Origin of the sequence: Collimonas sp. (assembly GCF_035566555.1) — a bacterium.
Lineage (GTDB): Bacteria > Pseudomonadota > Gammaproteobacteria > Burkholderiales > Burkholderiaceae_D > Collimonas.
Genome location: NZ_DATMRB010000045.1, coordinates 39592 through 64926, shown reverse-complemented (window position 1 = coordinate 64926; position 25335 = coordinate 39592). Strand labels below are relative to the sequence as shown.

The window sequence follows — 25335 nt, the reverse complement described above, 5'->3', positions numbered from 1 at the left end:
CCGGCACTAGCCCTGAACAGTCGCAGCAGTGCCAGCCATGCGATACTTGGAGACTGACACAATTTCGATGCGAGCAATGAACCCTGATTTGGCCATCCCAGTAAGCTCCACGCCGGAACACCTGCAATTCGCCAACGCCTTTGCAGGCCTGCCGGCGTCCTTTCACACTCGATTGGCGCCAACGCCGCTGCCATCGCCATATCTGGTGGATGCCAGCTTGTCCGCAGCGCAGCTGATAGGGCTGAATTCTGAAGCCTTTGCAAGCAGCGAACTGATCCAGACACTCAGCGGCAATCGCATAGCCGTCAGTTCGCAACCGCTGGCGGCGGTCTACTCCGGCCACCAGTTCGGCGTCTGGGCCGGCCAGCTGGGCGATGGCCGCGCCATCTTGCTGGGCGACGTCGCCGCCAATAATGGCGGACGCATGGAATTGCAGCTCAAGGGAGCCGGCGCGACTCCCTACTCGCGCATGGGCGACGGCCGCGCCGTGCTGCGCTCGTCGATCCGTGAATATCTGTGCTCGGAAGCGATGGCGGCGCTGGGCATCCCTACTTCGCGCGCCCTGGCCATCATCGGCTCCGACCAGTTGGCGATGCGCGAGCGGCCCGAGACCACTGCGGTGGTGACGCGCATGGCGCCAAGCTTCGTGCGCTTCGGCTCCTTTGAGCACTGGTATTACAACAACCAGCACGACACCCTGAAGACCCTGGCTGATTACGTCATCGCCGGTTTTTATCCGGAATTGCTGGCCGCGGATAATCCTTACCAGGCACTGCTGGCCGAGGTAACCCGCCGCACCGCTCATCTGATGGCGCACTGGCAGGCGGTCGGCTTCATGCATGGCGTCATGAATACCGACAATATGTCGATCCTGGGGCTGACCCTGGATTACGGCCCGTTCGGCTTCATGGAAGCCTACGACCCCAGCCATATCTGCAATCATACCGACCAGCAGGGCCGCTACGCCTATAACAAGCAGCCGCAGATTGGCCACTGGAACTGCTTTGCGCTGGGCCAGGCCTTGCTGCCGCTGATCGGCAGCGTCGAGGCGACGGAAGCGGCGCTGAGCGGCTATCAGGCGCAATACGGGGCAAAACTGGATGAATTGCTGCATGCCAAGCTGGGACTGGCGACGCAGCAGGCTGACGATGACAAGCTGCTGGATGCCATGTTTGCGCTGATGCAAGCCAGCCACGTCGATTTCACACTGTTTTTCCGCCGGCTGGGCGCTTTGCGGATGGACGATGCCGGCGCCGACGCCCCCTTGCGCGACTTGTTCCTGGACCGTGCGGCATTCGACGCCTGGGCGTTACAATACCGGGCGCGCCTGAAACTGGAAAATAGCCGGGACGACAGCCGCAAGCTTGCAATGGATGGCTGCAACCCCAAATATGTATTACGAAACTATTTGGCGCAAACTGCAATCGAACAGGCGCAAAACAAGGACTTCTCGGAAGTCAGGAAATTACTGGAAATTCTTGAAAACCCGTTTGATGAGCAGCTGCAGCATGCAAAGTACGCCGAATTGCCTCCTGACTGGGCGCGCGGACTCGAAGTCAGCTGTTCGTCTTAGATTGGAACTTTAAACATGAGCAGCAGCAAAATCGTCAAGACCGATGCCGAATGGCGCGCCGAACTGGATCCGATGGAGTACGAAGTGACCCGCCATGCAGCGACCGAACGGGCTTTCACTGGCCGCTTCTGGGACCATCACGAACACGGCATCTATACCTGCGTGTGCTGCAACACGCCCTTGTTCGAATCGGACGCCAAATTCGATTCCGGCTGCGGCTGGCCGAGCTACTTCAAAGCCATCAATCCCGACAATGTAGAAGAGCGCGTCGACCGCACTCATGGCATGATGCGCACTGAAATTTTATGCAAGGTGTGCGATGCCCATCTGGGCCACGTGTTCCCGGACGGTCCGCCGCCCACCGGCCTGCGCTACTGCATCAACTCGGCCTCGCTGCGGTTCGACCCGGCAAGCTGATTTACCCACCTATATCCTGACTGAAAGCACAGCAAACACATGAAGTTCCTGTTCGACCTTTTCCCGGTAATACTTTTCTTCGGCATCTTCAAATGGAGCGAAGGAAGTCCCGAGGCCGCGCAAGCGCTGGTCAGCAATTATCTCTCCGGTTTCGTTTCCGGCGGCGTGGTCACCGCCGCGCAAGCGCCGGTGCTGCTGGCGACCGCGGTGGCGATCGTCGCCACGGTGGCGCAGATCGGTTACCTGCTGCTGCGCCGCAAGAAAGTCGATGCCATGCTGTGGGTCTCGCTGCTGATCATTACCGTGTTCGGCGGCGCCACCATCTACTTCCATAACGAGACCTTCATCAAATGGAAGCCGACCGTGCTGTACTGGGCCTTCGCCGTGGTCTTGGTGGTCAGCCAACTGCTGCTGAAAAAGAACCTGATCCGCACCATGATGGAAAAACAGCTGGCCCTGCCGGAACCGATCTGGGCCCGGGTCGGCTTTGCCTGGATCGCCTTCTTCGCCTTCATGGGCTGTTTGAACCTGTACATCGCCTTCAATTACCCTACCGCGACCTGGGTCAATTTCAAGCTGTTCGGCGGCATGGGCCTGATGTTCGCCTTCGTCATCGGCCAAAGCATCCTGCTCTCCAAATACATCAAGGACCCAGATGAACCCAAGGCTTGATACCATTCGTAACAAATTGACAGCTGCACTTGCGCCTGTGGAATGTATAGTGGAGGACGAGTCGGCGCTGCATGTGGGACACGCCGGCGCCGCCTCAGGCGGTGGACACTACCGGGTACGAATAGTTTGCGCGCTTTTTGAAGGACAAAACCGCTTAAAACGGCATAGGCTGGTGTATGATTGCCTGGCTGATATGATGCACGCTGAAATTCATGCACTGGCTATCACTGCACTGGCACCATCTGAAACAAAAACTGCGTAGAACATATCTATATGCAATCGGAAAGAATAATTGCCCTGCAAATACACTTCGGTTATTCTGCCTTGGTTCGCATTAATTAATTTATTAACAACCTCCCCAAATTAGGATTTGATAATGACATTTAAACCTTCACGTTTACTGGTGGTACTTTTTGCAGCTGCTGCATTGCCTGTTATGGCCCAAAACCTGGCAGTCGTGAACGGTAAGGCTATTCCTTCGTCGCGCGCCGACATGATGATCAAGCAGCTGTCCGCTCAAGGCGGCGCTCAGGGCGGTCAACCAGACACCCCTGAACTGCGCAACATGGTCAAGGATGAACTGATCAACCGCGAAGTGCTGATTCAGGAAGCCGACAAGCTGGGCCTGGGCAACAACCCTGACGTCAAGGCGCAAGCCGACATCGCCCGCCAATCGATCCTGATCCGCGCCCTGGTCGCCGACTTCATCAAGAAGAACCCGATCAAGGATGCCGACATCCAGGCTGAGTACGACAAGTTCAAGGCACAGGCCGGCGACAAGGAATACCACGCGCAGCATATCCTGGTTGAGAACGAAGCCGATGCGAAATCGATCATCACCAAGCTGAAAGCCGGCGCCAAGTTTGAAGATCTGGCCAAGCAATCGAAGGATCCAGGTTCGGCAGCCAACGGCGGCGATCTGGGCTGGGCAACGCCAGCTTCGTTCGTGAAGCCGTTCTCCGATGCGCTGGTAGCGCTGAAGCCAGGTCAACTGACTGACACACCGGTCAAGACCCAGTTCGGCTACCACGTCATCAAGCTGGACGAAGTCCGTCCTGCCAAGATCCCGACCCTGGCCGAAGTCAAGCCGCAAATCACTGAAGCACTGCAACAGAAAAAACTGCAGGCTTACCAGCAAGATCTGCGTGCAAAAGCGAAGATTCAATAAGTCTTTCGCATAAAACAAGCAAGTCTGGCAAAGCATCGCCGATAAAAAACGCTCTTCGGAGCGTTTTTTTATGCCCGCATGGTTTATGCAATCGATGTTGAGGGAATTGAAACAAGCAATTACAATGAGGCAACTCAAATTCGGGATTGCACGATGGTCGCCACGCTGCTCAACGTATCCAGCCTCTGCAAATCCTACGGCGACAGGCGTGCGGTCGACGATGTTTCATTTCAGGTCCGGCAAGGCCAGACGCTAGGCCTGATCGGCCCCAACGGCGCCGGCAAGTCGACCATCGTCAGCCTGATCTGCGGCCTGCTGCGGCCGGATGCCGGCCAGGTACTGCTGGACGGCATCGCCGTCAACGCCGGCAACAGCGCAGCCAAGCACAAGATCGGACTGGTGCCGCAAGAGCTGGCGCTATACGAAGACTTGTCAGCCAACGAAAACCTGAAACTGTTCGGCGCACTTTACGGCCTTGGCGGCAGCCATCTGAAGACACGCTGCAGCGAAGTGCTGGCGCTGGTCAACCTGAGCGACCGCGCAGCCGACAAGCCGAGCAGTTTCTCCGGCGGCATGAAGCGCCGGCTCAACATTGCGGCTGCGCTGCTGCACGATCCGCAGCTGCTGATCCTGGACGAACCTACCGTAGGCGTCGATCCGCAAAGCCGCAACGCTATCTTCGACAGCCTTGAGCAACTCAAGCAGCAGGGCCGTTCGCTGATCTACACCAGCCACTATATGGAAGAAATCGAAAGGCTGGCCGATCACATCGTCGTCATCGACCACGGCAAAGTACTGGCCGATGAAACCCCGGCGGCACTGTACCGGCGGCTGCCGGCGCAAGCAGCGCTGCAGGTCGACCTGGCGCAGCCGGCCGACGCCATCCTGCTGGAGCAGATCGGCCGCCAGCCCGGCGTCACTGCTGTCACCGGCAAAGACAGCAGCTTGCAGATCGGCCTGCGAACGACGGACGATGCGCTGCCGCTGCTGCAATGGCTTACCGCCAGCGGCCAGCCGCCGCTGCATTTCATGACCGCCAAGGCCAAGCTGGAAGACATTTTCCTCGGCCTGACCGGACGCAGCCTGCGCGACTGAGCGCCGGCAGACCCGCAGCCTCTCCCTCTCTTCTTCCGTTTCGGAGCACCGCCCATGAGCGCCCTCACCGCCCTGGTCCGCAAGGACCTGATCCTGTACCTGAGCAACCGCCGCGCCCTGCTGATCAGCCTGTTGATGCCGATCGTGCTGGGCGCCTTCTTCGGTTATCTGTTCGGTGGCTCCGGCGCGGTCAGCAACGGCAAGATCGACATTGCCCTGGTCCAGCTCGACGACAGCGGCACCAGCCGGAAGATCGCTGCCGGACTCAAGAGCGACAGCACGCTCAATGTGCAGGAACTGCCGCTGGCGGCAGCCCAGGACAGGGTCCGCCACGGCAAGCTGAGCGTGGCGGTGGTGCTGCCGGCCGGCTTCGGCGCGGCCGCCAAGAATGCCTTCTTCGGCGGCCGCAACAAGCCCGAGATCACCTTCTACTACGACCCATCGCAGCAAGCGGTGCTGGCAATGGTGAAGGGCATGCTGACGCAATACGTGATGCAGGACGTCAGCGCCGAAATGTTCGACATCAAGGCTGTCGACTCCTACCTGAACACCAGCATCGACGCCTTGCAGCGCAACGCCACGCAGAATCCGGAGTTGCTGAAGATGCTGAGCAGTATCAAGGAATACCAGTCGCGCGCCGCCAAGAAAGAAGAAGGCGGCGCCGACCAGCAAGCAGCGCAGTCAGAGCAAGTGGGCTTGTCGGTACCCTACTCCACCAGCGACCAGGCGCTGACTTCCGGTCTGCAGAAATACAATGGCTACGCTCACGCCTTCGCCGGCATGAGCGTGCAGTTCATCCTGTTCATGGGCATCGACGCCGGCATCGCCGTGCTGCTGTGGCGCCGCATGGGCTTGTGGAACCGCCTGCTGGCGGCGCCGATCACGCTCAATACGGTGCTGCTGGCGCGCGCCCTGTCCAGCGCCATCATCGCCTTCGCCATCCTTTGCGTGATTTTCCTGTTCGCCATGCTGGTGCTGAAAGTGCAGATCGCCGGCAGCCTGCCCGGCTTCATCGGCGTCGGCATCTGCTTCGCTCTGGTCACCGCCAGCTTCGGCCTGCTGGTGGCGGCTTTCGGCAAGACCCCGGAAGCAGCGCGCGGACTGGCCATGTTCGCGACCCTGATCATGGTGATGCTGGGCGGCGCCTGGGTCCCGACCTTCCTGTTCCCGCAATGGCTGCAGACGGCGACACTGGTGGTGCCGACGCGCTGGGCGGTGGACGGCCTGGACGCCATGACCTGGCGCGGACTAGGATTTGAGGCGGCATTGCCGGCGATGGCGGCGCTGCTCGGGTTTACCGCGCTGTTCGGCGCCCTGGCGGTGTGGCGCTTCCGGCGCGACGCACTCAAAGAATAAGGAGCAAGCCGGATTTTGGCAAAAAAAAAGCAGCCCTTGATACAGGGCTGCTTTTTTTGAAAATCAGGTTCTTACCAGAAGACAGCAGACGCCGCGTAATGCAGCGCCGGCCCGCAGTGTGCCGGGTTTAGCCGACCCACTTGCGCGCATTGCGGAACATGCGCATCCAAGGTGAATCTTCACCCCACGACTCGGGATGCCACGACTGCTGGACGGTACGGAATACCCGCTCGGCGTGCGGCATGCAGACCGTGAAACGGCCGTCCGGAGTCGTCACCGAAGTGATGCCTTGCGGCGAACCATTTGGATTGTACGGATAGCCTTCGCTGACCTGGCCCTTGTTGTCGATGAAACGCATGGCCACCAGCGCTTCCTTGATATCGCCGGTCTGCGAGAAGTCGGCAAAGCCTTCACCGTGGGCGATGGCAATCGCGCTCTGGGTCCCGGCCATGTCCTGGAAGAAAATCGAAGGCGAAGCTTCGACTTGCACCATGGAGAAGCGTGCTTCGAATTTTTCCGACCTGTTGCGGGTGAATTTAGGCCATGCCTGGGCGCCGGGAATGATGGCTTTCAGGTTGCTCATCATCTGGCAACCGTTGCAAACGCCCAGCGCAAACGTATCGCCGCGCTGGAAGAACAGCGAGAACTGCTCGGCCAGCTTGGCGTTGAACAGGATGGTCTTGGCCCAGCCCTCGCCCGCTCCCAGCACGTCGCCGTAGGAGAAGCCGCCGACCGCGATGAAACCCTTGAAGTCGTCCAGGCGCGCACGGCCGGCAATCAGGTCGCTCATGTGGACGTCGACCGCGGTGAAGCCGGCCTGATGCATCACATACGCGGTTTCCACATGCGAGTTGACGCCTTGCTCGCGCAGGATCGCTACCCGTGGCTTGGCTGCCAGGTTGAGGAAAGGCGCGGCGATATTCTCTTGCTGGTCGAACGGGATCTTCGGCGTGATGCCGGGATCGGCGGCATCCAGGATGCGGTCGTATTCGGCATCGGCGCTGGCTGGATTGTCGCGCAGGCGGGCGATGCGCCAGCTGGTTTCACTCCACAGGCGCTGCAGGTCGATGCGGGTCTGGCTGTAGATGGTCTTGGCGTCGCGGCTGAATTCGATGACGTCGCGCGTGTTCGGCTTGCCGATGATGTGGCTGCAGGCGCCCAGGTTGAAGCTGCGCAGCACGTTCATGACCTCCGACTTTTGCTCGGCGCGGACTTGCAGCACGGCGCCCAGTTCTTCGCTGAACAGTGCGCGCAAGGTCAGTTCGTTGCGGCGTTCGGCCACCTGGCCGGTCCAGTTCTTGGAATCGCCCCAGTCGGCTGCGTGCTCGCTTTCCATGGTCAGGATATCGAGATTGATCGACAAGCCGCTGTGGCCGGCGAACGCCATTTCGCACAAGGTGGTGAACAAGCCGCCGTCGGAACGGTCGTGGTAGGCCAGCAGTTTCTGTTCGCTGTTGAGCTGCTGGATGGCGGCGAAGAAGCCTTTCAGGTCTTCCGCGCTGTCGACGTCCGGCGTTTCATTGCCGATCTGCTGCATGACTTGCGTCAGGGCCGAAGCGCCCATGCGGTTCTTGCCGCGGCCGAGGTCGATCAGGATGATCGCGGTGTCGCCCGCATCAGTGCGAATCTGCGGCGTCAGCGAGCGGCGGACGTCGCTGACCGGCGCAAAGGCTGAAACGATCAGCGATACCGGCGAAGTCACCGATTTGGCTTGGTCCTGGTCTTTCCAGGTGGTGCGCATCGAGAGCGAATCCTTGCCCACCGGGATGCTGATGCCGAGCGCCGGGCACAGTTCCATGCCGACCGCCTTCACGGTATCGAACAAGGCGGCGTCCTGGCCGGGCTGGCCGCAGGCAGCCATCCAGTTGGCGGACAGCTTGACGTCGGAGATGTCGGCAATCGCTGCTGCCGCGATGTTGGTCAGTGCTTCGCCCACCGCCATCCGGCCGGAAGCCGGCGCGTTGATGACGGCCAGCGGCGTACGCTCGCCCATCGCCATCGCTTCGCCCAGGTAGCCTTCAAAGCTCATGCTGGTGACCGCGCAGTCGGCCACCGGGATCTGCCACGGGCCGACCATCTGGTCGCGCACCGAAGTCGCACCGACGGTACGGTCGCCGATGGTGATGAGGAAAGATTTGTCGGCCACTGTCGGCAGCTTCAGTACGCGCTGCGACACTTCCAGCAGGTTCATGCCGGTCAGGTCGACCGCCGGCAGCACCGGATTGACGTGCTTGACGTCGCGCAGCATTTTTGGCGGCTTGCCGAGCAGGACATCCATCGGCATGTCGACCGGATTATTGTCGTGTTCAGGGTCGATCACCTTCAGCTGGCGCTCTTCCGTGGCGGTGCCGACCACCGCAAACAGGCAGCGCTCGCGCTGGCAGAAGTATTCGAACAGCGGCAGGCTTTCCGGCGCGATCGCCAGCACATAACGCTCCTGCGATTCGTTGCTCCAGATCTCCTTGGGCGCCATGCCGCTTTCTTCCAGCGGCACCTTGCGCAAATCGAAAATCGCGCCGCGCTTGGCGTCGTTGGTGATTTCCGGGAAGGCATTCGACAGGCCGCCGGCGCCGACGTCATGGATAGACAGGATAGGATTCTTGTCATCCATCGCCCAGCAGGCGTTGATGACTTCCTGCGCGCGCCGTTCCATTTCCGGATTGCCGCGCTGGACCGAGTCGAAATCCAGGTCTGCGGTATTGGAACCGGTTGCCATCGACGACGCCGCGCTGCCGCCCATGCCGATACGCATGCCAGGACCGCCCAGCTGCACTAGCAGGCTGCCGACCGGCAGCTCGTTTTTCTTGGTGTGCTTGTCGGAGATGCTGCCGATGCCGCCGGCGATCATGATCGGCTTGTGATAGCCCTGCACGTTGCCACCGACGTTTTGCTCGTAGGTGCGGAAGTAGCCGCCCAGATTGGGGCGGCCGAATTCGTTGTTGAAGGCAGCGCCGCCGAGCGGGCCGTCGATCATGATCTGCAGAGCCGAAGCGATGCGCTCTGGCTTGCCGTACGCTGTTGCATCGCCCTGGCCGGCGGCGGTCACGTCAGCGGCGCTGACGTCCGCTGAATTCTCCCAGGCTTGCTGCGCATCCGGCAGCAACAGGTTGGATACGGTGAAACCGGTCAGGCCCGCCTTCGGCTTGGCGCCGCGGCCGGTCGCGCCTTCGTCGCGGATCTCGCCGCCGGCGCCGGTGGAAGCACCCGGGAATGGCGAAATCGCGGTCGGATGGTTGTGTGTCTCGACCTTCATCAGGATGTGCGTCAGCTCTTCCGAAGCGCGGTAGGTATTGCCTTCGGCTGCGCCACGCGCGTAGAAGCGCGACACAGTAGCGCCTTCGATGATGGATGAGTTGTCGCTATAGGCGACGATGGTGCCCTTGGGCGCCAGCTGATGGGTGTTCTTGATCATGGCGAACAAGGACTTGTCTTGCGCGGCGCCGTCGATCACCCAGTCGGCGTTGAAAATCTTGTGGCGGCAATGTTCGCTGTTGGCTTGCGCGAACATCATCAGCTCGACGTCGGTCGGATTGCGCTTGGCGCTGGTGAAAGCGTTCAGCAGATAATCGATCTCGTCGTCCGAGAGCGCCAGGCCCAGTTCGCTGTTGGCGTGTTCCAGCGCAGCCTTGCCGCCTGCCAGCAGATCGACGAAGGCCAGCGGCTTGGCGTCCAGTTCGCGGAACAGATCGGCCGCCTGCTCGGCGCTGCGCAGCACGGTTTCGGTCATGCGGTCGTGCAGCACGTCGGCGATGGCGCGCACGCTTTCCTCGCTCAGTTTCTTGACGCCGCCCAGCAAGCCGCTCTTCATCTTCACCTGGTAGGCAATGCCGCGTTCGATGCGCTTGATATGCGCCATGCCGCAATTATGGGCGATGTCGGTGGCCTTGCTGGCCCACGGCGAAATGGTGCCGAAACGCGGGGTTACAACAAATCGCACGATGAATTCTTCGCCGCCGTCACTGGCGCAGAACGGATCGCCGTAGGTCAGCAAGGCGTTCAGGCGGCTGATATCGTCCTGGCTGAGCGCAGCCGAGGCGTCGACAAAATGATCGAAACGGCCACTGACTTCGACGACATTGCTGTCGATCGCTTGCAGCTGGGCCAGAAGGCGTTGGGAACGGAAGGCGGGAAGAGCGTTGGAACCGGGCAAAATCAACATGGCGAGGGGGGAGTTGATGCAGCGTGGCTGCGGGTTAAATCAGAAGCCGTCATTATACAGTGCTGACTGCCCCGCCGCCCCTGTAAGTGATGACAAAATCACCCCATTGCCACAGGCAAAAGGCTGGCGGGCCGGAAAAGCCGGAAAGCTGCCGGCCCGCCATTGCATTTAATGCAAGAAATTACTTCAAAAATCCTTCAAGACTATCTTGCCGATCACGCGCCCGGTTTCCAGCGTGGCATGGGCCTGGCGCAGGTTGGCGGCGTTAATCGGCGACAAGACCTGGCTCAGCGTGGTGACCAGCGTTTTCTGGTCGATCAGCCGCGCCACCTGGTCCAGCAGCTTGCCTTGCTCCTGCATGTCCGCGGTCTGGAACATCGAGCGGGTAAACATGAATTCCCAGATAAAGCCAGCGCTCTTGGCTTTCAGCAGGCTGACATCGAGCGGCGCGGCGTTCTCGACGATGGTGCAGATCATGCCTTGCGGCGCCACTGCCGCAGCAGCGGCTGGGAAGTGGCGGTCGGTATCGTTCAGGATCAGCACGTAGTCGACGCTGTCGAAGCCTTGCTCCTTGAGCTGCGCCGGCAGGTCGCCGAAATGGTTGATCACGTGCTGTGCCCCCAACTCGCGCACCCATTGCTCCGACTCGGGACGCGATGCGGTCGCAATCACGTTCAGGCCGGCGACCTTGACCGCCAGCTGAATTGCGATCGAACCGACGCCGCCGGCGCCGCCGATGATCAGCAGCGACTTGCCGGGCGCCACCTTGAGACGGTCGAACAGCGCTTCCCAGGCAGTAATCGCGGTCAGCGGCAAGGCCGCCGCCTGCTCGAACGAGAGCGTCTGCGGCATGTTGCCGGCGATGCGTTCATCGACCAGCTGGAATTCGCTGTTGCTGCCTGGACGGGTGATGTCGCCGGCATAGAACACCCGGTCGCCGACCTTGAAGCGGCTGACTTCCGGCCCCACCGCCTGCACCACGCCGGCGGCGTCCCAGCCCAGCACGCGCGGCGCCTTTTCTACCGTGTCTTTCGGCGCCCGCACCTTGACGTCGACCGGGTTGACGGCGATGGCCTTGATGGCGACCAGCAGGTCGCGGCCTTGCGGCACAGGCTGATCGAGCTGGACGTCAAGCAGCGATTCGGGATTGTCGATAGGCAGATAGCGGGTTAAAGCAATGGCTTTCAAGTTCAAACTCCTGATGTGTGACCGCTTCGATCCGAACGCAGTCGTAAATTGGGGTACCTGGACGCCATTATGATAATGTTGAATTATTTTATAAACATGGCAATATTTGATTCACTTTCAATTAAAATTTGATAATGTACTCGACCACCGACCTCCAGCTTTTCATCCACACGGCAGACCTGGGCAGCCTGTCCAAGGCGGCGCGCCAGCTCGACCTGCTGCCGGCCACCGCCAGCGCCAGCCTGAAGCGCCTGGAACAGCAGCTCAACACCCGCCTGTTCGTGCGCTCTACCCGCAGCATGCGGCTGACGCCCGAGGGCAGCATGTTCCTGGACTATAGCCGTCAGGCGCTGACCCTGCTGAACGAAGGACAGGCGCTGCTGAACGCCGATGGGCCGGTGAGCGGCCATTTGCGCTTGTCGATGCCGTCCGATGTCGGCCGCAATGTGCTGCTGCCCTGGCTCGACGCCTTCCAGGCGCGCCATCCGCAAGTCACGCTATCGCTGCAGTTTTCCGACCGCGTCATCGATCTGTTCCGCGATCCGGTCGACGTTGCCTTCCGCTACGGTCCGCTGGACGACTCGACGCTGGTCTCGCAAGTGCTGGCCGCCAGCCGCCGGGTGGTGGTGGCGGCGCCGTCCTACCTGGCCAAGCATGGGCGGCCGCAGGCACCCAAGGACTTGGCCGGCCATAACTGCCTGCTGTATTACCTGCAGCACGGCTTGTTCAACAACTGGCGCTTTTACTCCGGCAAGACAGCGATCGACGTCAAGGTGCGCGGCGACCGCATGAGCGACGATGCCTCGATTGCGCGCGCCTGGGCCGTCGCTGGCATCGGCATCGCTTACAAGTCCTGGCTGGATGTACGGCAGGATGTGGCCGCAGGCCGGCTGGAAATCCTGCTGGAACAGTTTGGCGGCGAAGACACGCCGCTGAACATGGTGTACCCGCACCGCAGCAGCATGTCGCCGTCGCTGCGCGCCTTGCTGGCGTTTCTGCGTGAACGCTTTGCGACGCTCGATTGTCCATCCATGCCTTTCGTTCCCAGCTGAATCCTGGGTAGAGGCGTCACAATATCGTGAGCGCCCTCTGTGTGGAATAAAACACACACGCCGCAAATGTCCACCGAGGGCATTTATTGACCTGTTCCCGCAGCGAATAATATATTCGGTGCGTCACTGTCAATGATCGGAGCGTCTTTTGAAATACACCCCAGGCTATCTGAGCAACGCCGGCGTGATGGCATTCGCCACCGTTGCGGCGACTGCCTTGGCGGCCAGCGACAAGGCCGCGGTGAAGGCTTCAGTTGCTGCCAACTGCACGATTGTCGTCGTTGGGGAATTGAATTTCGGCGCACTCGATCAATCCAGCAACGAGTCCACCGCCACCGGCTCGGTGTTCTACTGGTGCACCAAGGGTACGCCTTACACCATCACGCTGGACAATGGCGAAAATTACGACGCCGGCAGCGCAAAGCGGCAAATGAAACAGCTGGGCGGCCCCGGGCTGCTACCCTACCAACTCAGCATCGACAAGGAAAGCGGAATCGGCAATGGACTTCCTGTCAATGCCAGGGCGGTATTGTCGGGCACAATTTTTGGTCACGACATCAGGAGCAGCGTCGCAGCGGACTACGTTGACAATGTGACTGTGACTATCGAGCCATAGCACTATCATGCAGCGCCCGCGGAGAAGTCCGAACAAAAGTATTTATAGAATACTGTGGAATAAAGGGTACACAACGGCAGTTGAGCAATTCTGCGGAACTGGGTTTTATTGACCGCAATCCGGGCTTGGGGCTATATTAAAAATAATTCCACCAGGAAATTTCAGCCTTCATATCCAACAGTTAATCCGTAGAAAAAATTCATCGTATTAGTGCCATGGGATAGAAATATGAAACTCAAAACCGTTCTACTAGCAAGTGCGATGCTATACGCCTTGTCCGTCAGTCCGTCCTGGGCCGCCAGCGGAAATGTGGTGGTAAAGGCGTCGATTGCCGCCAGCTGCACATTGGCCGGTCTCGGGGAGCTGGATTTTCGCGCCCTGGACCAGGCCAGCAACAGCCCCACCACCGCCACCGGCCTGGTAACTTATTGGTGCACAACAGATACGCCTTACACCATCACCTTAGGCAATGGCGAAAATTACGATGCGGGCAGCGCACGCCGGCAAATGAAGCAAAACGGCGGTGCAGCGCTGCTGCCTTATCAGCTTACGGCAGACAAGAGCAGCGGCACCGGCATCGGTCCGGCTACCAACGAACGGCTGACACTGACAGGAACCATACTGAGCGCCGATGTCAAGAATGCTGCCGCCGCGAGCTACCTGGACAATGTCCTTGTAACCATCGAACCATAGCGACGCCATGGCGCAAAGCAGTCACGCCCACCTGCCAACGGTGCTGCCGGCGGCACGCTACCGCCGCCATCTCCAGTGCGCTTTCCTGTTTCTGCTTGCGCTCGCCGCGCGCAGCGGATGGGCCGATACCGGCGACATAGTGGTGCGGGTGGTGGTCGAAGGCGGATGCACCATCGTGGATTCCGGCGAACTCAACTTTGGCGTGCTCAATCCCGCCAGCAATAGCCCGGCAACGGCGACCGGCACAGTCAGCTATTGGTGCGCGAAAGGCACGCCATACAACATCCGGCTTGGCAACGGCGAGAACTATGACAGCGGCAAAGGCCTGCGGCAAATGATGCAGGAAGAAGGCAGCGCTACGCTGCCCTATGCCTTGCAGGAACCGTCGGGCAATCCTTACATCGGCAACGGACCGACGCCGCCCGACACCTTCCAGATGGTCGCCACCATCCGCGCAGAAGACTTCAGGAACGCAGCTGCGTCGGCTTATCGCGACAATCTGGTGATTACCATCGAACCATAATTCATCGTCAAGACAAGGGTTATCATGAACAAGAAAACAGCGGCCGCAATGGCCGGCATTATCGGCATACTGATCTCCTGGGCAACGCCGAGCATGGCAGCGAACATGAGTGTGACGCCGCTGCGGCTCGACCTGGCGGAAAATAAATCCGCAGTGGTGACGATCAGCAATGACAGCGACCAGGCGCTTGACCTGGCCGTGAACGCGATGACCTGGACGCAGGACGACGCTGCGGCCGACCAGCATGAAAAAACCGATGCGCTGGCGTTTTATCCGGCGGCGTTCAGCCTGGCGCCGCACGCGAAACGCAGCATCCGGGTCAGCGCCAAGCCTGGCGCGGCGCGGCCGGCTGTCGAAGCCGCCTACCGGCTTTACATTACAGAGTTGGCGCCGGCACAACGCGCCGAACATGGCGAAGCCATCCAGCTGGAAGTGCGTTTCGGCGTGCCGGTCTTTATACGTCAAGGCAAAGCTGCCCCTGCGCTGAGCGCCGTTGCGGTCACCGGCAGTCCCGGCACGGTGGATGTCAAACTGAAAAACACCGGCAATGCGCATGCACGCATCGAAGCCATCCGCTCCAAGCCGGAAGGCATCAATGAGAACAAATTCCAGCAATGGTATTTGCTGCCCGCTGCGGAACGCAGTTACCGCCTGCAGGTGACGCCGGCATTGTGCCAGGAAAGCGATCTCAAGGTCGTGCTGCAGATACGCGCCGACAGTCGCGTGATTCCCGTCAGCATCGCTCTGCCCGCCGAAACATGCAGCGCTAAATAGCCAGCCGCGGCCGACCAATGCGTGAGGACATCCGCCGGACACGCCACGGCCATGGCAAGATATGACCTCACAATCGCAGGCTGCGTACTGCTTGCGGCCTGCATTGCGCTCCCTGCCGCGAGTTGGTCCGCCCCCGCCACCCCACAAACCAGTGAGCCGACGGTCTGGCTGGTTGACGTCAATGGACGTCCTGGGGTTGAAGTCTTTGCCCGTACCGACGGCAAGGTGGTGTATCTGCCTCAGGCGCTATTGCAGGAAGCCGGCATCGTCACGCAAGCTCCCTTCCCCGCCTTGCTGCATTTCGACGACGGCTGGTATTTCTTGCCGGACCAGATCGAGGGTGCGAAGGTCAACGCCGACTTCGACCAGCAAAACTATCACTTGCATGTGCCGCCGGAACGGCTCAAGGCACAAACCATTGATCTGTCGCCGTCAAAAATATTGCCGCTGTCGCCAGAACCGCCATGGTCGGCTTATCTTGACTACAGCTACAGCGAGACCCGCGCCGGCGGCAACCTCGCGCGCCAGGGCAGCCTGTCCTCGCATCTACGGCTGTTCGGCTGGTCGCTCTATGACGATCACGTTTTCCAAGACAGCGACAGCGGCTTTCTCAAGCAACGCATACAAACCGCGGCCTTTCATGACTGGCCGGCGCAGGCGTTGCGGCTATCGGTCGGCGACAACACCATCGATACGGCGGAACTGGGGCGCGCCACGCCATTTTTCGGCCTGCGCCTGCAGCGCAATTACAATCTGCAGCCGGGCTTCATCAGTGACCAGACGGCCAGCTTGTCCGGCATTACCGCAACGCCATCGACAGCCGAGATCTATATGGACGGGGTATTGACGGGAACCACGAACCTGGGCGCGGGCCCGTTCAATTTACAGAATTTGCGCGACTACGGCGGTTTGCGCAACATCCAGGTTGTCGTGCGCGACGCTGCGGGCACGCAGCAAACCTATTCCCTGCCGTTTTACTTCACGAATACCTTGCTGCGCAAGGGTATCGACGATTTCGACATCGGCGTCGGCCAGCAGCGCCAGGGCTTTGGTGTCGGCAGCTACAGCGGGTTGGCGGCGAGCGGCCAGTACCGTTACGGACTGAGCGAGGATATGACCGTCGGCTTGCGCGGCAATTCGGTGCCGGGAGACCAGCGGCTGTCGCCACTGCTGACCGCGCGACTGGGGAAGATCGCCGTAGCGACATTGATCGCGGCCACGCGCTGGCATGACGGGCAGCGCTATACCGCCCAGGAACTGAATCTCAGCGCACAACAGCGCGGCACCACCTTGCGTGCCCAATGGCGAGCCACCTCGAACGGCTTTGACGATGCGCCGCCAGCGTCGCCTGGCGTCCAGCTGCTGCCCGATATCCGCGCGCATGACGCACTGTCGCTGGGCTGGGACCAGAATTTAGGCGCGCTAGGCTACTTCTCCACGGTAGCGACGCGCCGCTGGCGCTTTGACGGCAAGACGGAAGCCGATGCCTCGATTTCCTGGTCGCACAAACTGCCGGGGCGCGGCACCTTGCAGGTCGGCGCGCTGACCACATTCGGCGACACCACGCGACAACGCTCCTTGTTCATTTCCGCCAGCTTTGCACTCGGCGAACGCTCTTACATCAACAGCGGCCTTCGAAAAAGCCAGGACAGCCCGCCGCAGTACTACCTGCAGGCGGCGCAGAATGTCGCCTCCGACGGCGGTTTCGGCTATCGCCTGTACGGCAGCGAACAGGGCGGCAACAAAGACCAGGAGGCCGAGTTCAACTGGCAGGCGAAATGGCTGGAACTGAGCGCCAGCGCGCGCAGCGCCAACACTGGCTCCACCAGCTACGAAGCCCAGCGGCTGCAGGTCTCCGGAGCGCTGGCGACGGTCGGCGGAGAGATCCGCGCGGCGCCATTCATACGTGAAGCGTTTGCGGTTGCCTCGGTGGGATATCCCGATGTCCGGGTATATCGTTCCGGCCAAATGATCGGCCGTACGGATGCCGGCGGATCGATCCTGATCCCGCAGCTGGCGCCCTATGCCGACACCACGATCGTGATCGAAGCAGACGATCTGCCGCTGGATGTCGATTTGCTGGCGCCGCAGCTGGAAGTCGTGCCCGCCGACGGCGCCGGCCTATTGCTGAAATTTGCGTTGCCCAAAATTGCGGCCCTGAGTGGCAATTTGCGCAGAGCCGATGGCCCTGTAAAAAATCGCAGTATTGAAATCACCGGCCCGGACGGCAAGACCAGCATGTCGCGCACCGGCAGCGACGGCTTTTTTGAACTCGACGGCGTTGTCAGCGGCAGTTATCGCCTGCGGGTCGCCGGCAGTTGCAGCGCCAGCGTGGCGGTCCCGCCTGGCGCGCCAGCGATATTCCAGATTGGAGAAGTGCATTGTGAAGATGAATGATGTCCGCAACAAAAAAAAATCAGGCACGTGTCTGCTTCCCTCGCTGCTGGCGGCACTGGGCCTGCATCTGAGCATCTTGCCGCCAGCGCACGCGCAATTGAGCGGCGGCGCGATGCCTGCCGGATCAAGGCCCTCATTAGCGATTCCCCAGCCCAAGGCGAGAAACTCGCGCGGCATCAATGCCAATCCGGCGCCGGCAATGGCCGGGGCGTGCACTCTGATAGTCAATAATTTTACGTTCGGCAGCTATGTATCCGGCCAGTCCACGCCGTTGAATGGTTCATGGGGCATGACCGTCAATTGCGACAGTTTCCAAGCCATTACGGCTAGCGTCACTCCCAGCACCGGAACCGGGAACTATCTCTTGCGCCAGATGAACCAGATCGGCGGCGACGATACGCTCGGCTATCAGCTGTATATAGACTGGAACCATACGAAGATCTGGGGCGACAACACGCAGACCACCTCGACCATCGGAGGCTCGGGCGCAGGAATTGTGGTGCTGGACGTGTTCGGCAAAATCGGCGCCAGCCAGAATATACGGCCGGGCAGCTACGAAGAAAACATCGTTGTTACGATCGAGCCATGACAGCTGGACCGTCATTTGCCATGCGGTCGCGTCCAAAATGCGCCAGTACGAATTCTATGAACGACTTCAGCTTGGGGGTCATCTTACGGTTCGAGGCCACCACCAGATGCATCGGCCGATGCTCCAGTTCGTAATCGGTCAGCAAGCGCTGCAGCCGTCCGGCCGCCACTTCGTCGCGCAGCAGGGCTTCCGGCTGCATGATGATGCCGATGCCCTGCAAAGCCGCGGTGCGCAGGGCCAGGCCGTTATTCGCGCGAAAATTGCCATGCACTTCAATCTCTTGCTTGATGCCGCCACTGGAAAACTGCCACAGGTTGTAGCGGCTGCCGTGAACGAAGCTGAGGCAATTGTGCCGCGGCAGCTGCTGCGGTGTTTGCGGTACGCCATGCCGCGCCAGATAGTCTGGTGATGCACACACCAAGGCGCGATATGGCTGCAAAGGCCATGCCACCAGGCTGGAATCTGGCAGCGCACCGATCCGTAATCCCACTTCGAAGCCCTCCTCGACCAGGTCGACCACGCGGTCGTTCAGCGACAGATCCAGCTCGACATCCGGATAACGCTCCAGGTAGTCACGTATCACCGCAGCCAACATCAGGCCGCCGAAGGTGGCCGGCGCGGTCACCCGCAGCACGCCGCGCGGCAGCAGCTGCATCTGCTTGACCGAGGCGTCGGCTGCCTCGATTTCCAGCAGCGCCTGCTTGCAGCGCTCGAAATACAGCTGGCCGATCTCGGTCAGGCTCTGGCGCCGTGTGGTGCGGTTGAGCAGCCGCACCCCTAGTTGCTCCTCCAGCTGCCGCACATGCTTGCCGACCATGGTGGGCGAAATCCCGGCCTCTTCGGCGGCGGCGGAGAATCCGCCTTTCTCTACCACGCGGACGAAAATCTGCATGCTGGTCAGCCGGTCCATGATTTGCCATCCATTCTCAATTAAACACCATGGGTTTCAAGTGAAAGTAATAATAAGATATTTATCCACCAATGAGAAGCAATCATAATCGATTACTGATCTCACTTAACCCGGAGCACATCATGAAAATCGCAGTTATCGGCGCCACAGGCACCATCGGCAAGGCAGTAGTCCAGCAACTCGCTGGCCGCCACGACATCATCGAAGTCGGCAACAGCAGCGGCCAATACCAGGTCGACATCACCGACATTCACAGCGTTGAACGACTGTTCGAGCAGATCGGCAAGGTCGACGCTATCGTCTCGACGGCGGGCAAACTGCATTTCGGCCCGCTGCAGGAACTGACGCCGGAAAAATTCCAAGTCGGCCTGCGCGACAAGCTGATGGGCCAGATCAACCTGGCGCTGGTGGCCCAGCACCACCTCAACGACGGCGGCTCGATCACCCTCACCAGCGGCATCCTCAGCGACGAGCCGATCCTGCAAGGCGTCAACGCCAGCACGGTCAACGCTGCCCTGGACGGTTTCGTGCGCAGCGCCGCCATCGAGCTCAAGCGCGGCATCCGCATCAACGTCGTCAGCCCTACCGTACTGCAGGAATCGCTGGCCAGCTATGGTCCGTTTTTCTATGGTTTTGAAGCGGCGCCGGCCAGCCGCGTGGCGCAGGCTTACAGCCGCAGCGTCGAAGGCGCGCAAAGCGGCCAGGTTTACCGGGTCTGGTAATCAGACCGGCCTCAGGGAAAGCCGCATCGTCGCTGTCAGGATTTTGTCAAGATGATGCGGTAAGATTGGCGGCATAACACGCGCAGCCCATCCCCCCCTTTCAAGAGGCCTTTCATGGTGAACGTAGTAAAGCGCATCCAGGAGTACAACGCCGGCCGCGATCCGCAGCGGCTCCAGCTCAAGTACAAGAACATCCGCAACGATCCGTTCACCTTCCTGCGCGGCACCTGCCACCTGTTTTACGAGCGTCTCCCGTATAGCGGTCTGATGCGCAGCGCGCCGCTGACATGGATCTGCGGCGACCTGCACCTGGAAAACTTCGGCAGCTACAAGGGCGACAACCGCCTCGCCTACTTCGACATGAACGATTTCGACGAAGCGGTGCTGGCCCCCGCGAGCTGGGAGCTGGTGCGGTTCCTGACCAGCGTGCTGATTGCCGCCGACGGCTCGACAGCCAGCGCTGCCGATACGCGCCTGCTGTGCCGCAGCTTCATCGACGCCTATAGCAATGCCCTGAGCCTGGGCAAGCCGCGCTGGATCGAACGCGATACCGCCAGCGGCATGGTCGGCGATTTACTGAACGGCCTGCGCGGCCGCCTGCGATCGACCTATCTCGACAGCCGCAGCCTGCGCAAGGGCAAGCAGCGTTCGCTGCGGGTGGACGGCAAGAAAGCGCTGCCGGTCACCGACAAGCAGCGCGCCAGGGTCACCAAATTCATGCAGAAATTCGCCAGCGAACAGCCCAATCCGGCGTTCTACAAGGTGCTCGACGTGGCGCGCCGCATCGCCGGCACCGGCAGCCTGGGCGTCGACCGCTATGTGATCCTGGTCGAAGGCAAGGGTTCGCCGGACGGCAATTACCTGCTGGACCTGAAACAGGCGCTGCCCTCGTCGCTGACGCCCTACCTGAAGGTGGCGCAACCCAAGTGGAGCAGCGAAGCGCAGCGCGTAGTAAGCCTGCAGCGGCGCTGCCAGGCGGTGTCCATGGCTTTCCTGCAGCCGGTCAAGCTGGGCAAGACCTCGTATGTGCTGCGCGGCCTGCAACCTAGCGAAGACCGGGTTGTGCTCAAGCAGCCGCGCCACAGCGTCGCGGAAATCCAGCAAGTCATGACCGTGATGGGCGACATCGTCGCCTGGGCGCAGTTGCGCAGTTCCGGCCGACAGGGTTCGGCCACTGCCGACCAACTGATCGCCTTCGGCCAGAGCAAAAAATGGAAAAAGCAGCTGCTGGACGCTGCCCACAGTTGCGCCGCACAGGTGCGCAAGGACTGGCTGGCTTACTGCAAGGCCTATGACGCCGGCGTCTTTACGCCGTAGCCCGGGAAGCCGGCAATTCGCACGCCGGTCTCGGCAGGAAGACTAAAAGCGTACGGTGCTGTCCTATTATTAAGTAATTCAAGGTATGATTCTGATCGCTGCATCCAGTACGCAGACCAGAAAGAGATCCTGGAGCAACGCTCGAACCTGCCCGGACATCTGCGCAAAACCCCCTTGAGAACAATAGTGATACAGCAACAGACACAGAAACAAATCGTGGTGATCGGCGGCGGCGTCATGGGAGTCTGCAGCGCCTATTTCCTGGCCGAAGCCGGGCACCAGGTCGCCGTGGTCGAACAACGCAGCAATGTGGCAGAACAGTCGACACTGGGCAATTCCGGCATCTTGTCGGCCGGTTCGGCGCTGCCCTGGTCCGCGCCTGGCATGCGCAAGAAAATCCTTGCCGGCATGTTCAACCAGGAAGCCGCGAACGTCCTCAATGCCCGCTTCAGCCCATCGCTATGGCGCTGGATGCGGCGCTGGATGGCGGAATCCGAACTCCAGCGCTACCGCTCCCATACCCACCAGATGCAAAGGCTGGCGTCCTACAGCCAGGATCTGCTGGAACAGATACAGCAGCATTTCCAGCTCGATTTCGAACAGAGCCCGGGCCTGCTGCGGCTGTTCCGCAGCGAAGCCGAACTCGCCGCGCTGGCGCCCACCCGCGAGCTGTTGAGCGAGTGCGGCGTCGCCCATCAGCTGCTGGATGAAGCTGCGGTGCGCAGGCTGGAGCCGGCGCTGCTGAGCGCCGGCAAGCTGGCCGGCGGCCTGCACTTCCCGGATCTCGGTTCCGGCAACTGCACCTTGTTCACCAAACAGCTGAAAGCCATCCTGCAGGGGCTGGGAGTACAGTTTCATTTCGACAGCACCGTCACCGCTATCGATGCGCAAGGCGCCAGAGTCGGCTTGCACATAGGCGGCGAAGTCTTGAGCGCCGATGCCGTGGTATGCGCCGCCGGCAGCGCCAGCGCCCAGCTGCTGCGGCCGCTGGGACTGCGTTTGCCGCTGCACGCCATCAAGACCTATACCGCCACCGCCAGCGTCAAGAACTATGAAGTGGCGCCGCAGATGGCGGTGCTGGACGACAGCTACAAGATCACCATGGCGCGTATCGGCGCCCGCATGCGCCTGGCCGGCGTCGCCGAGTTCGGCGCCAAGGACATGGCGTTCGACGACAAAGCCCTGCGCACCTTGCTGAAAGTGGCGCACGACTGGTTCCCCGACGCCGCCAATTTCAACAGCGCCAGCTTCTGGTGCGGCCACACGCCGATGCTGGCCGACGAAGTGCCGCTGATCGGCCCCACCGGCGCCAGCAACGTGTTCGTCAATATCGCTCACGGCGGCTCCGGCTGGAGCATGGCGCTGGGCGCCGCCAAGGTCCTGGCCGACCAGGTTTCCGGCCGCGTGCCGGAAGTCGACCTGGATGGCCTGACTGTAGCCCGCTATCGCTAACTGCCGCCGGGTCAACGACCAATGTAGTTAACTGGAGCCAGAGTTTTTTTTACGACACGCTTTATCGTCGTAAAATTACTCTGACCCCAGTTAACGGACCACGGAGCACACCACCCCAATGAGCGCTATTTATCCCGTAGCCGACATCCGTAAAATCGAGCAGGCAGCCCTGCGCGATCTGCCGCCATACACCCTGATGCAACGCGCCGGCCACGCCGCTGCCCAGGCCGCCTTGCGCCTGCTCCCCTGCCCGCCCCACAGCGCCGCCATCCTGGTGCTGGCCGGCCCCGGCAACAATGGCGGCGACGCCCTGGAAGCGGCAGCCGGTCTGGCCAAGGCTGGCTGCGAAGTGCTGGCGCTGCTCAAGACCCCGCCCTCGCAATTGCCACCCGATGCGGCCCAGGCCCTGGCGCGCGCCCAGCAACAAGGGGTGCACCTGATGCCGCCCGAGCAGTTTGCCGATATCGACAGCGCGCAGTGGACCCTGGTCATCGACGGCCTGTTCGGCATCGGTCTCAGCCGCCCTCTCGACGGCGACTGGCGCAGCCTGGTGCAGGCAGTGAACGCCATGCCTTGTCCGGTGCTGGCGCTGGATGTGCCGAGCGGCCTCGATGCCGATACCGGCACCGTGGTCGGCGGCGCCGGCGGCATCGCCGTCACGGCCAGCCACACGATTACCTTCATCGCCGACAAAGCCGGCCTGTACACCGGCGACGGCCCCGATTACGCCGGCAGCGTCGAATTGGCGACCCTCGCGATTGCAGCTCAATATCTGCCCGCACCTACTATGTGGCTGAGCCACCCCGAGCTGTTCGGCGACTATCTGCGGCCACGCAAACGCAATTCGCACAAGGGCAGTTTTGGCGACGTCGCCGTGATCGGCGGCGCTGCCGGCATGGCCGGCGCCCCGATCCTGGCGGCGCGTGCCGCCGCCAGATGCGGCGCCGGCCGCGTGTTTGTCGGCTACACGGACAATCCGCCGGCGTATGACCAGGCACAACCGGAACTGATGTGCCGCCATGCCGCCGACCTGGATTTTTCCTCCGCGGTGCTGGTGGTCGGCCCCGGCATGGGCATGGCCAACAGCGCGCTGGCCTTGCTGACGCGCGCCCTGGATGCGCTCAGCTGGCTGCTGCTGGACGCCGATGCACTCAACCTGCTGGCGCGCCAGCCGCAGCTCCAGGCGCAGGTAGCCCAGCGCCAGCACGCCGTGCTGATGACGCCGCACCCGCTGGAAGCGGCGCGCCTGCTGGGCCTGAGCACCAGTGACATCCAGGCCGACCGGGTAGCGGCGGCGCGCAAGCTGGCCAGCCGCTTCAATGCCGTGGTGGTGCTGAAAGGGGCCGGCAGCATTATTGCCCGCGCCGATGGCGCGGTAGTCGTCAACCCCACCGGCAATCCGGCGCTGGCCACCGCCGGCAGCGGCGACGTCCTCTCCGGCATCTGCGGCGCTCTGCTGGCGCAAGGCTGGCCCCAGTGGGAAGCGGCGCTGGCGGCGGTATGGCTGCATGGCCGCGCCGCCGACCAGCTGGTGGCGCAAGGCATCGGTCCAATCGGACTGACTGCCAGCGAGCTGATTCCGGAAGTCCGGCTGCTACTGAATCAACTGGTGCAAGAGCGCTGAGCAGCGCTTGCTATCGTGCATTCCTGTCGCGCCGGACTGCGCCAAAATGGCGCGCCAGGTAGAGCCCAAGGACCAGGAAGCCGGCAAAGAACAGAGCGCAGCCCGGATTAAAGCCAAACGCAAACGGATAAGGCGCGTACAGTGCGGCACCGATCAGCAGATTGGCCAGGCCCCACAGGAAATTCACGAGCGGCGACGAATCGCCCACCCCGCGCGGTTTGGCGAAGGGTGTAGGGAACGGCTCCCCGCGCAAGCCGCAGGACAAATGCGGGATGCAGTTGCACAGGAAGGCGCCGGCGAAGAAATTCGCCACGTATTGCAAAAAAATCATAAAAATCCCTGATTGAATAGCGGCGCTTGAGCAGTACCGCCGGTTGCTACACTACACACCCCACGGCACCACGGCCACGCCCATCAGCTGGCGATGGAAGGTCATGACCAGCAGCGCCAGCAGCAAACCCCCGACCACAGCGATCACATCGTACTTCAGCACCGGCTCGAACGGTTTGTAGCTGCGGCGCCTGAGCACTGAAATCAAATCGATCACAACAAAAGCCAGGAAGGCTGAAAACAGTATGGTGGCTTTCTCGTGGCCGTTGGCCAGCAGATGCACCAATGCCCAGATGCCAATCCCCAACAGCATCGGATGCTTTACCCAGGCGCGGATGTGGCCTTTCATGTTGGCCGCCGCCAACAGGATGAAACTGATCGCCATGGCCAGCGGAGCGCCATGCCTGGCGCCGATGAACGAGTTGAAAAGACGCGGTTCGGCCGGCGCCCTGGCGTAGCCGACGACGATCAGGATCAATCCAAGCGCAGCCAGCATGGCGAACATGCCTTTGTAGCGTTTTTCCCCCAGCGATTGCAGCATGCCGGCTTTCACCGCCGGCAAGGTGGGGACCAGATGAAGGCCGATGAACAGCACCAGGCCGAGAATCAACATTTCCAAATCACTCTCCTTGAAGACAGGCTATCGACGGGAGCTGCAATGAAAAATCCCTCCCGGCGTCGCCACCGGGAGGGATTGATTATAGGAGA

The 25335-nt window shown here is 61.2% G+C and carries 23 protein-coding genes; 18 read left to right on the top strand and 5 right to left on the bottom strand.

What is annotated here, in order from left to right:
- The first annotated feature begins 76 nt into the window (after positions 1-76).
- The 7 genes from VNZ65_RS07090 to VNZ65_RS07060 all read left to right on the top strand — a co-directional run bounded on the left by VNZ65_RS07090 (position 77) and on the right by VNZ65_RS07060 (position 6281).
- Positions 77-1573: a protein adenylyltransferase SelO gene (locus tag VNZ65_RS07090; protein WP_325667433.1), complete on the top strand. Its 1497-nt coding sequence runs from the start codon at positions 77-79 to the stop codon at positions 1571-1573.
- Between the two features lie 15 nt (positions 1574-1588).
- Complete coding sequence (gene msrB, locus VNZ65_RS07085) at positions 1589-1990, top strand: peptide-methionine (R)-S-oxide reductase MsrB (protein WP_325667431.1); 402 nt, start codon at positions 1589-1591, stop codon at positions 1988-1990.
- A gap of 39 nt (positions 1991-2029) precedes the next feature.
- Positions 2030-2662, top strand: coding sequence for a septation protein A (locus tag VNZ65_RS07080; RefSeq protein ID WP_325667429.1), 633 nt, complete (start codon positions 2030-2032; stop codon positions 2660-2662).
- The gene (locus VNZ65_RS07075) at positions 2646-2924 is read left to right on the top strand and encodes a BolA family protein (RefSeq protein ID WP_325667427.1); all 279 of its coding nucleotides are present in this window, start codon (positions 2646-2648) and stop codon (positions 2922-2924) included. Before VNZ65_RS07080 ends, VNZ65_RS07075 begins: the two co-directional genes overlap by 17 nt.
- Before the next feature lie 114 nt (positions 2925-3038).
- Positions 3039-3830 carry a peptidylprolyl isomerase gene (locus VNZ65_RS07070; RefSeq protein ID WP_325667425.1) on the top strand — a complete coding sequence of 264 codons (792 nt, stop codon included), beginning with the start codon at positions 3039-3041 and terminating at the stop codon, positions 3828-3830.
- A gap of 153 nt (positions 3831-3983) precedes the next feature.
- Positions 3984-4925, top strand: a complete 942-nt coding sequence (locus VNZ65_RS07065) for an ABC transporter ATP-binding protein (RefSeq protein ID WP_325667423.1) — start codon at positions 3984-3986, stop codon at positions 4923-4925.
- 54 nt (positions 4926-4979) lie between these two features.
- Complete coding sequence (locus VNZ65_RS07060; protein WP_325667421.1) at positions 4980-6281, top strand: ABC transporter permease; 1302 nt, start codon at positions 4980-4982, stop codon at positions 6279-6281.
- A gap of 127 nt (positions 6282-6408) precedes the next feature.
- Here the strand turns inward: VNZ65_RS07060 and purL are convergent, their stop codons facing one another.
- Positions 6409-10440 (bottom strand): phosphoribosylformylglycinamidine synthase, encoded by a 4032-nt coding sequence (purL, locus tag VNZ65_RS07055; RefSeq protein WP_325667419.1) that lies wholly within the window; start codon positions 10438-10440, stop codon positions 6409-6411.
- A gap of 186 nt (positions 10441-10626) precedes the next feature.
- Complete coding sequence (locus VNZ65_RS07050; RefSeq protein WP_325667417.1) at positions 10627-11628, bottom strand: zinc-binding alcohol dehydrogenase family protein; 1002 nt, start codon at positions 11626-11628, stop codon at positions 10627-10629.
- Between the two features lie 134 nt (positions 11629-11762).
- On the opposite strand from VNZ65_RS07050, the gene VNZ65_RS07045 reads away from it, so the two are divergent.
- The 7 genes from VNZ65_RS07045 (at position 11763) to VNZ65_RS07015 (ending at position 18272) form a co-directional block, all read left to right on the top strand.
- Positions 11763-12680: a LysR family transcriptional regulator gene (locus tag VNZ65_RS07045; protein ID WP_325667415.1), complete on the top strand. Its 918-nt coding sequence runs from the start codon at positions 11763-11765 to the stop codon at positions 12678-12680.
- A gap of 148 nt (positions 12681-12828) precedes the next feature.
- The gene (locus VNZ65_RS07040; RefSeq protein WP_325667413.1) at positions 12829-13296 is read left to right on the top strand and encodes a Csu type fimbrial protein; all 468 of its coding nucleotides are present in this window, start codon (positions 12829-12831) and stop codon (positions 13294-13296) included.
- Positions 13297-13524: 228 nt separating this feature from the next.
- Complete coding sequence (locus tag VNZ65_RS07035) at positions 13525-13989, top strand: Csu type fimbrial protein (RefSeq protein WP_325667411.1); 465 nt, start codon at positions 13525-13527, stop codon at positions 13987-13989.
- 7 nt (positions 13990-13996) lie between these two features.
- On the top strand, positions 13997-14512 hold the full coding sequence (locus VNZ65_RS07030; protein WP_325667409.1) for a spore coat U domain-containing protein: 516 nt from the start codon (positions 13997-13999) through the stop codon (positions 14510-14512).
- Between the two features lie 24 nt (positions 14513-14536).
- Positions 14537-15286 carry a fimbrial biogenesis chaperone gene (locus VNZ65_RS07025; RefSeq protein ID WP_325667407.1) on the top strand — a complete coding sequence of 250 codons (750 nt, stop codon included), beginning with the start codon at positions 14537-14539 and terminating at the stop codon, positions 15284-15286.
- A gap of 51 nt (positions 15287-15337) precedes the next feature.
- Positions 15338-17683 carry a fimbria/pilus outer membrane usher protein gene (locus VNZ65_RS07020; RefSeq protein ID WP_325667405.1) on the top strand — a complete coding sequence of 782 codons (2346 nt, stop codon included), beginning with the start codon at positions 15338-15340 and terminating at the stop codon, positions 17681-17683.
- Complete coding sequence (locus VNZ65_RS07015; protein WP_325667548.1) at positions 17676-18272, top strand: spore coat U domain-containing protein; 597 nt, start codon at positions 17676-17678, stop codon at positions 18270-18272. Before VNZ65_RS07020 ends, VNZ65_RS07015 begins: the two co-directional genes overlap by 8 nt.
- Here the strand turns inward: VNZ65_RS07015 and VNZ65_RS07010 are convergent.
- Positions 18256-19182 carry a LysR family transcriptional regulator gene (locus VNZ65_RS07010; protein ID WP_325667403.1) on the bottom strand — a complete coding sequence of 309 codons (927 nt, stop codon included), beginning with the start codon at positions 19180-19182 and terminating at the stop codon, positions 18256-18258. The genes VNZ65_RS07015 and VNZ65_RS07010 overlap by 17 nt on opposite strands.
- A gap of 122 nt (positions 19183-19304) precedes the next feature.
- Between VNZ65_RS07010 and VNZ65_RS07005 the strand changes: the two genes are divergently transcribed.
- The 4 genes from VNZ65_RS07005 (at position 19305) to VNZ65_RS06990 (ending at position 24297) form a co-directional block, all read left to right on the top strand.
- The gene (locus tag VNZ65_RS07005) at positions 19305-19904 is read left to right on the top strand and encodes a short chain dehydrogenase (protein ID WP_325667401.1); all 600 of its coding nucleotides are present in this window, start codon (positions 19305-19307) and stop codon (positions 19902-19904) included.
- Positions 19905-20018: 114 nt separating this feature from the next.
- Positions 20019-21221: a DUF2252 domain-containing protein gene (locus VNZ65_RS07000; protein ID WP_325667399.1), complete on the top strand. Its 1203-nt coding sequence runs from the start codon at positions 20019-20021 to the stop codon at positions 21219-21221.
- 186 nt (positions 21222-21407) lie between these two features.
- Entirely contained in the window at positions 21408-22673 is a 1266-nt protein-coding gene (locus VNZ65_RS06995) for a D-amino acid dehydrogenase (protein WP_325667397.1), read from the top strand.
- Positions 22674-22791: 118 nt separating this feature from the next.
- The gene (locus VNZ65_RS06990) at positions 22792-24297 is read left to right on the top strand and encodes an NAD(P)H-hydrate dehydratase (RefSeq protein ID WP_325667395.1); all 1506 of its coding nucleotides are present in this window, start codon (positions 22792-22794) and stop codon (positions 24295-24297) included.
- 10 nt (positions 24298-24307) lie between these two features.
- On the opposite strand, the gene VNZ65_RS06985 is transcribed toward VNZ65_RS06990, so the two are convergent.
- Both VNZ65_RS06985 and VNZ65_RS06980 read right to left on the bottom strand, forming a co-directional pair.
- Positions 24308-24628 carry a hypothetical protein gene (locus VNZ65_RS06985; RefSeq protein ID WP_325667393.1) on the bottom strand — a complete coding sequence of 107 codons (321 nt, stop codon included), beginning with the start codon at positions 24626-24628 and terminating at the stop codon, positions 24308-24310.
- A 51-nt stretch (positions 24629-24679) separates the two neighbouring features.
- Positions 24680-25240, bottom strand: a complete 561-nt coding sequence (locus VNZ65_RS06980) for an NnrU family protein (RefSeq protein ID WP_325667546.1) — start codon at positions 25238-25240, stop codon at positions 24680-24682.
- Positions 25241-25335 lie beyond the last annotated feature (95 nt).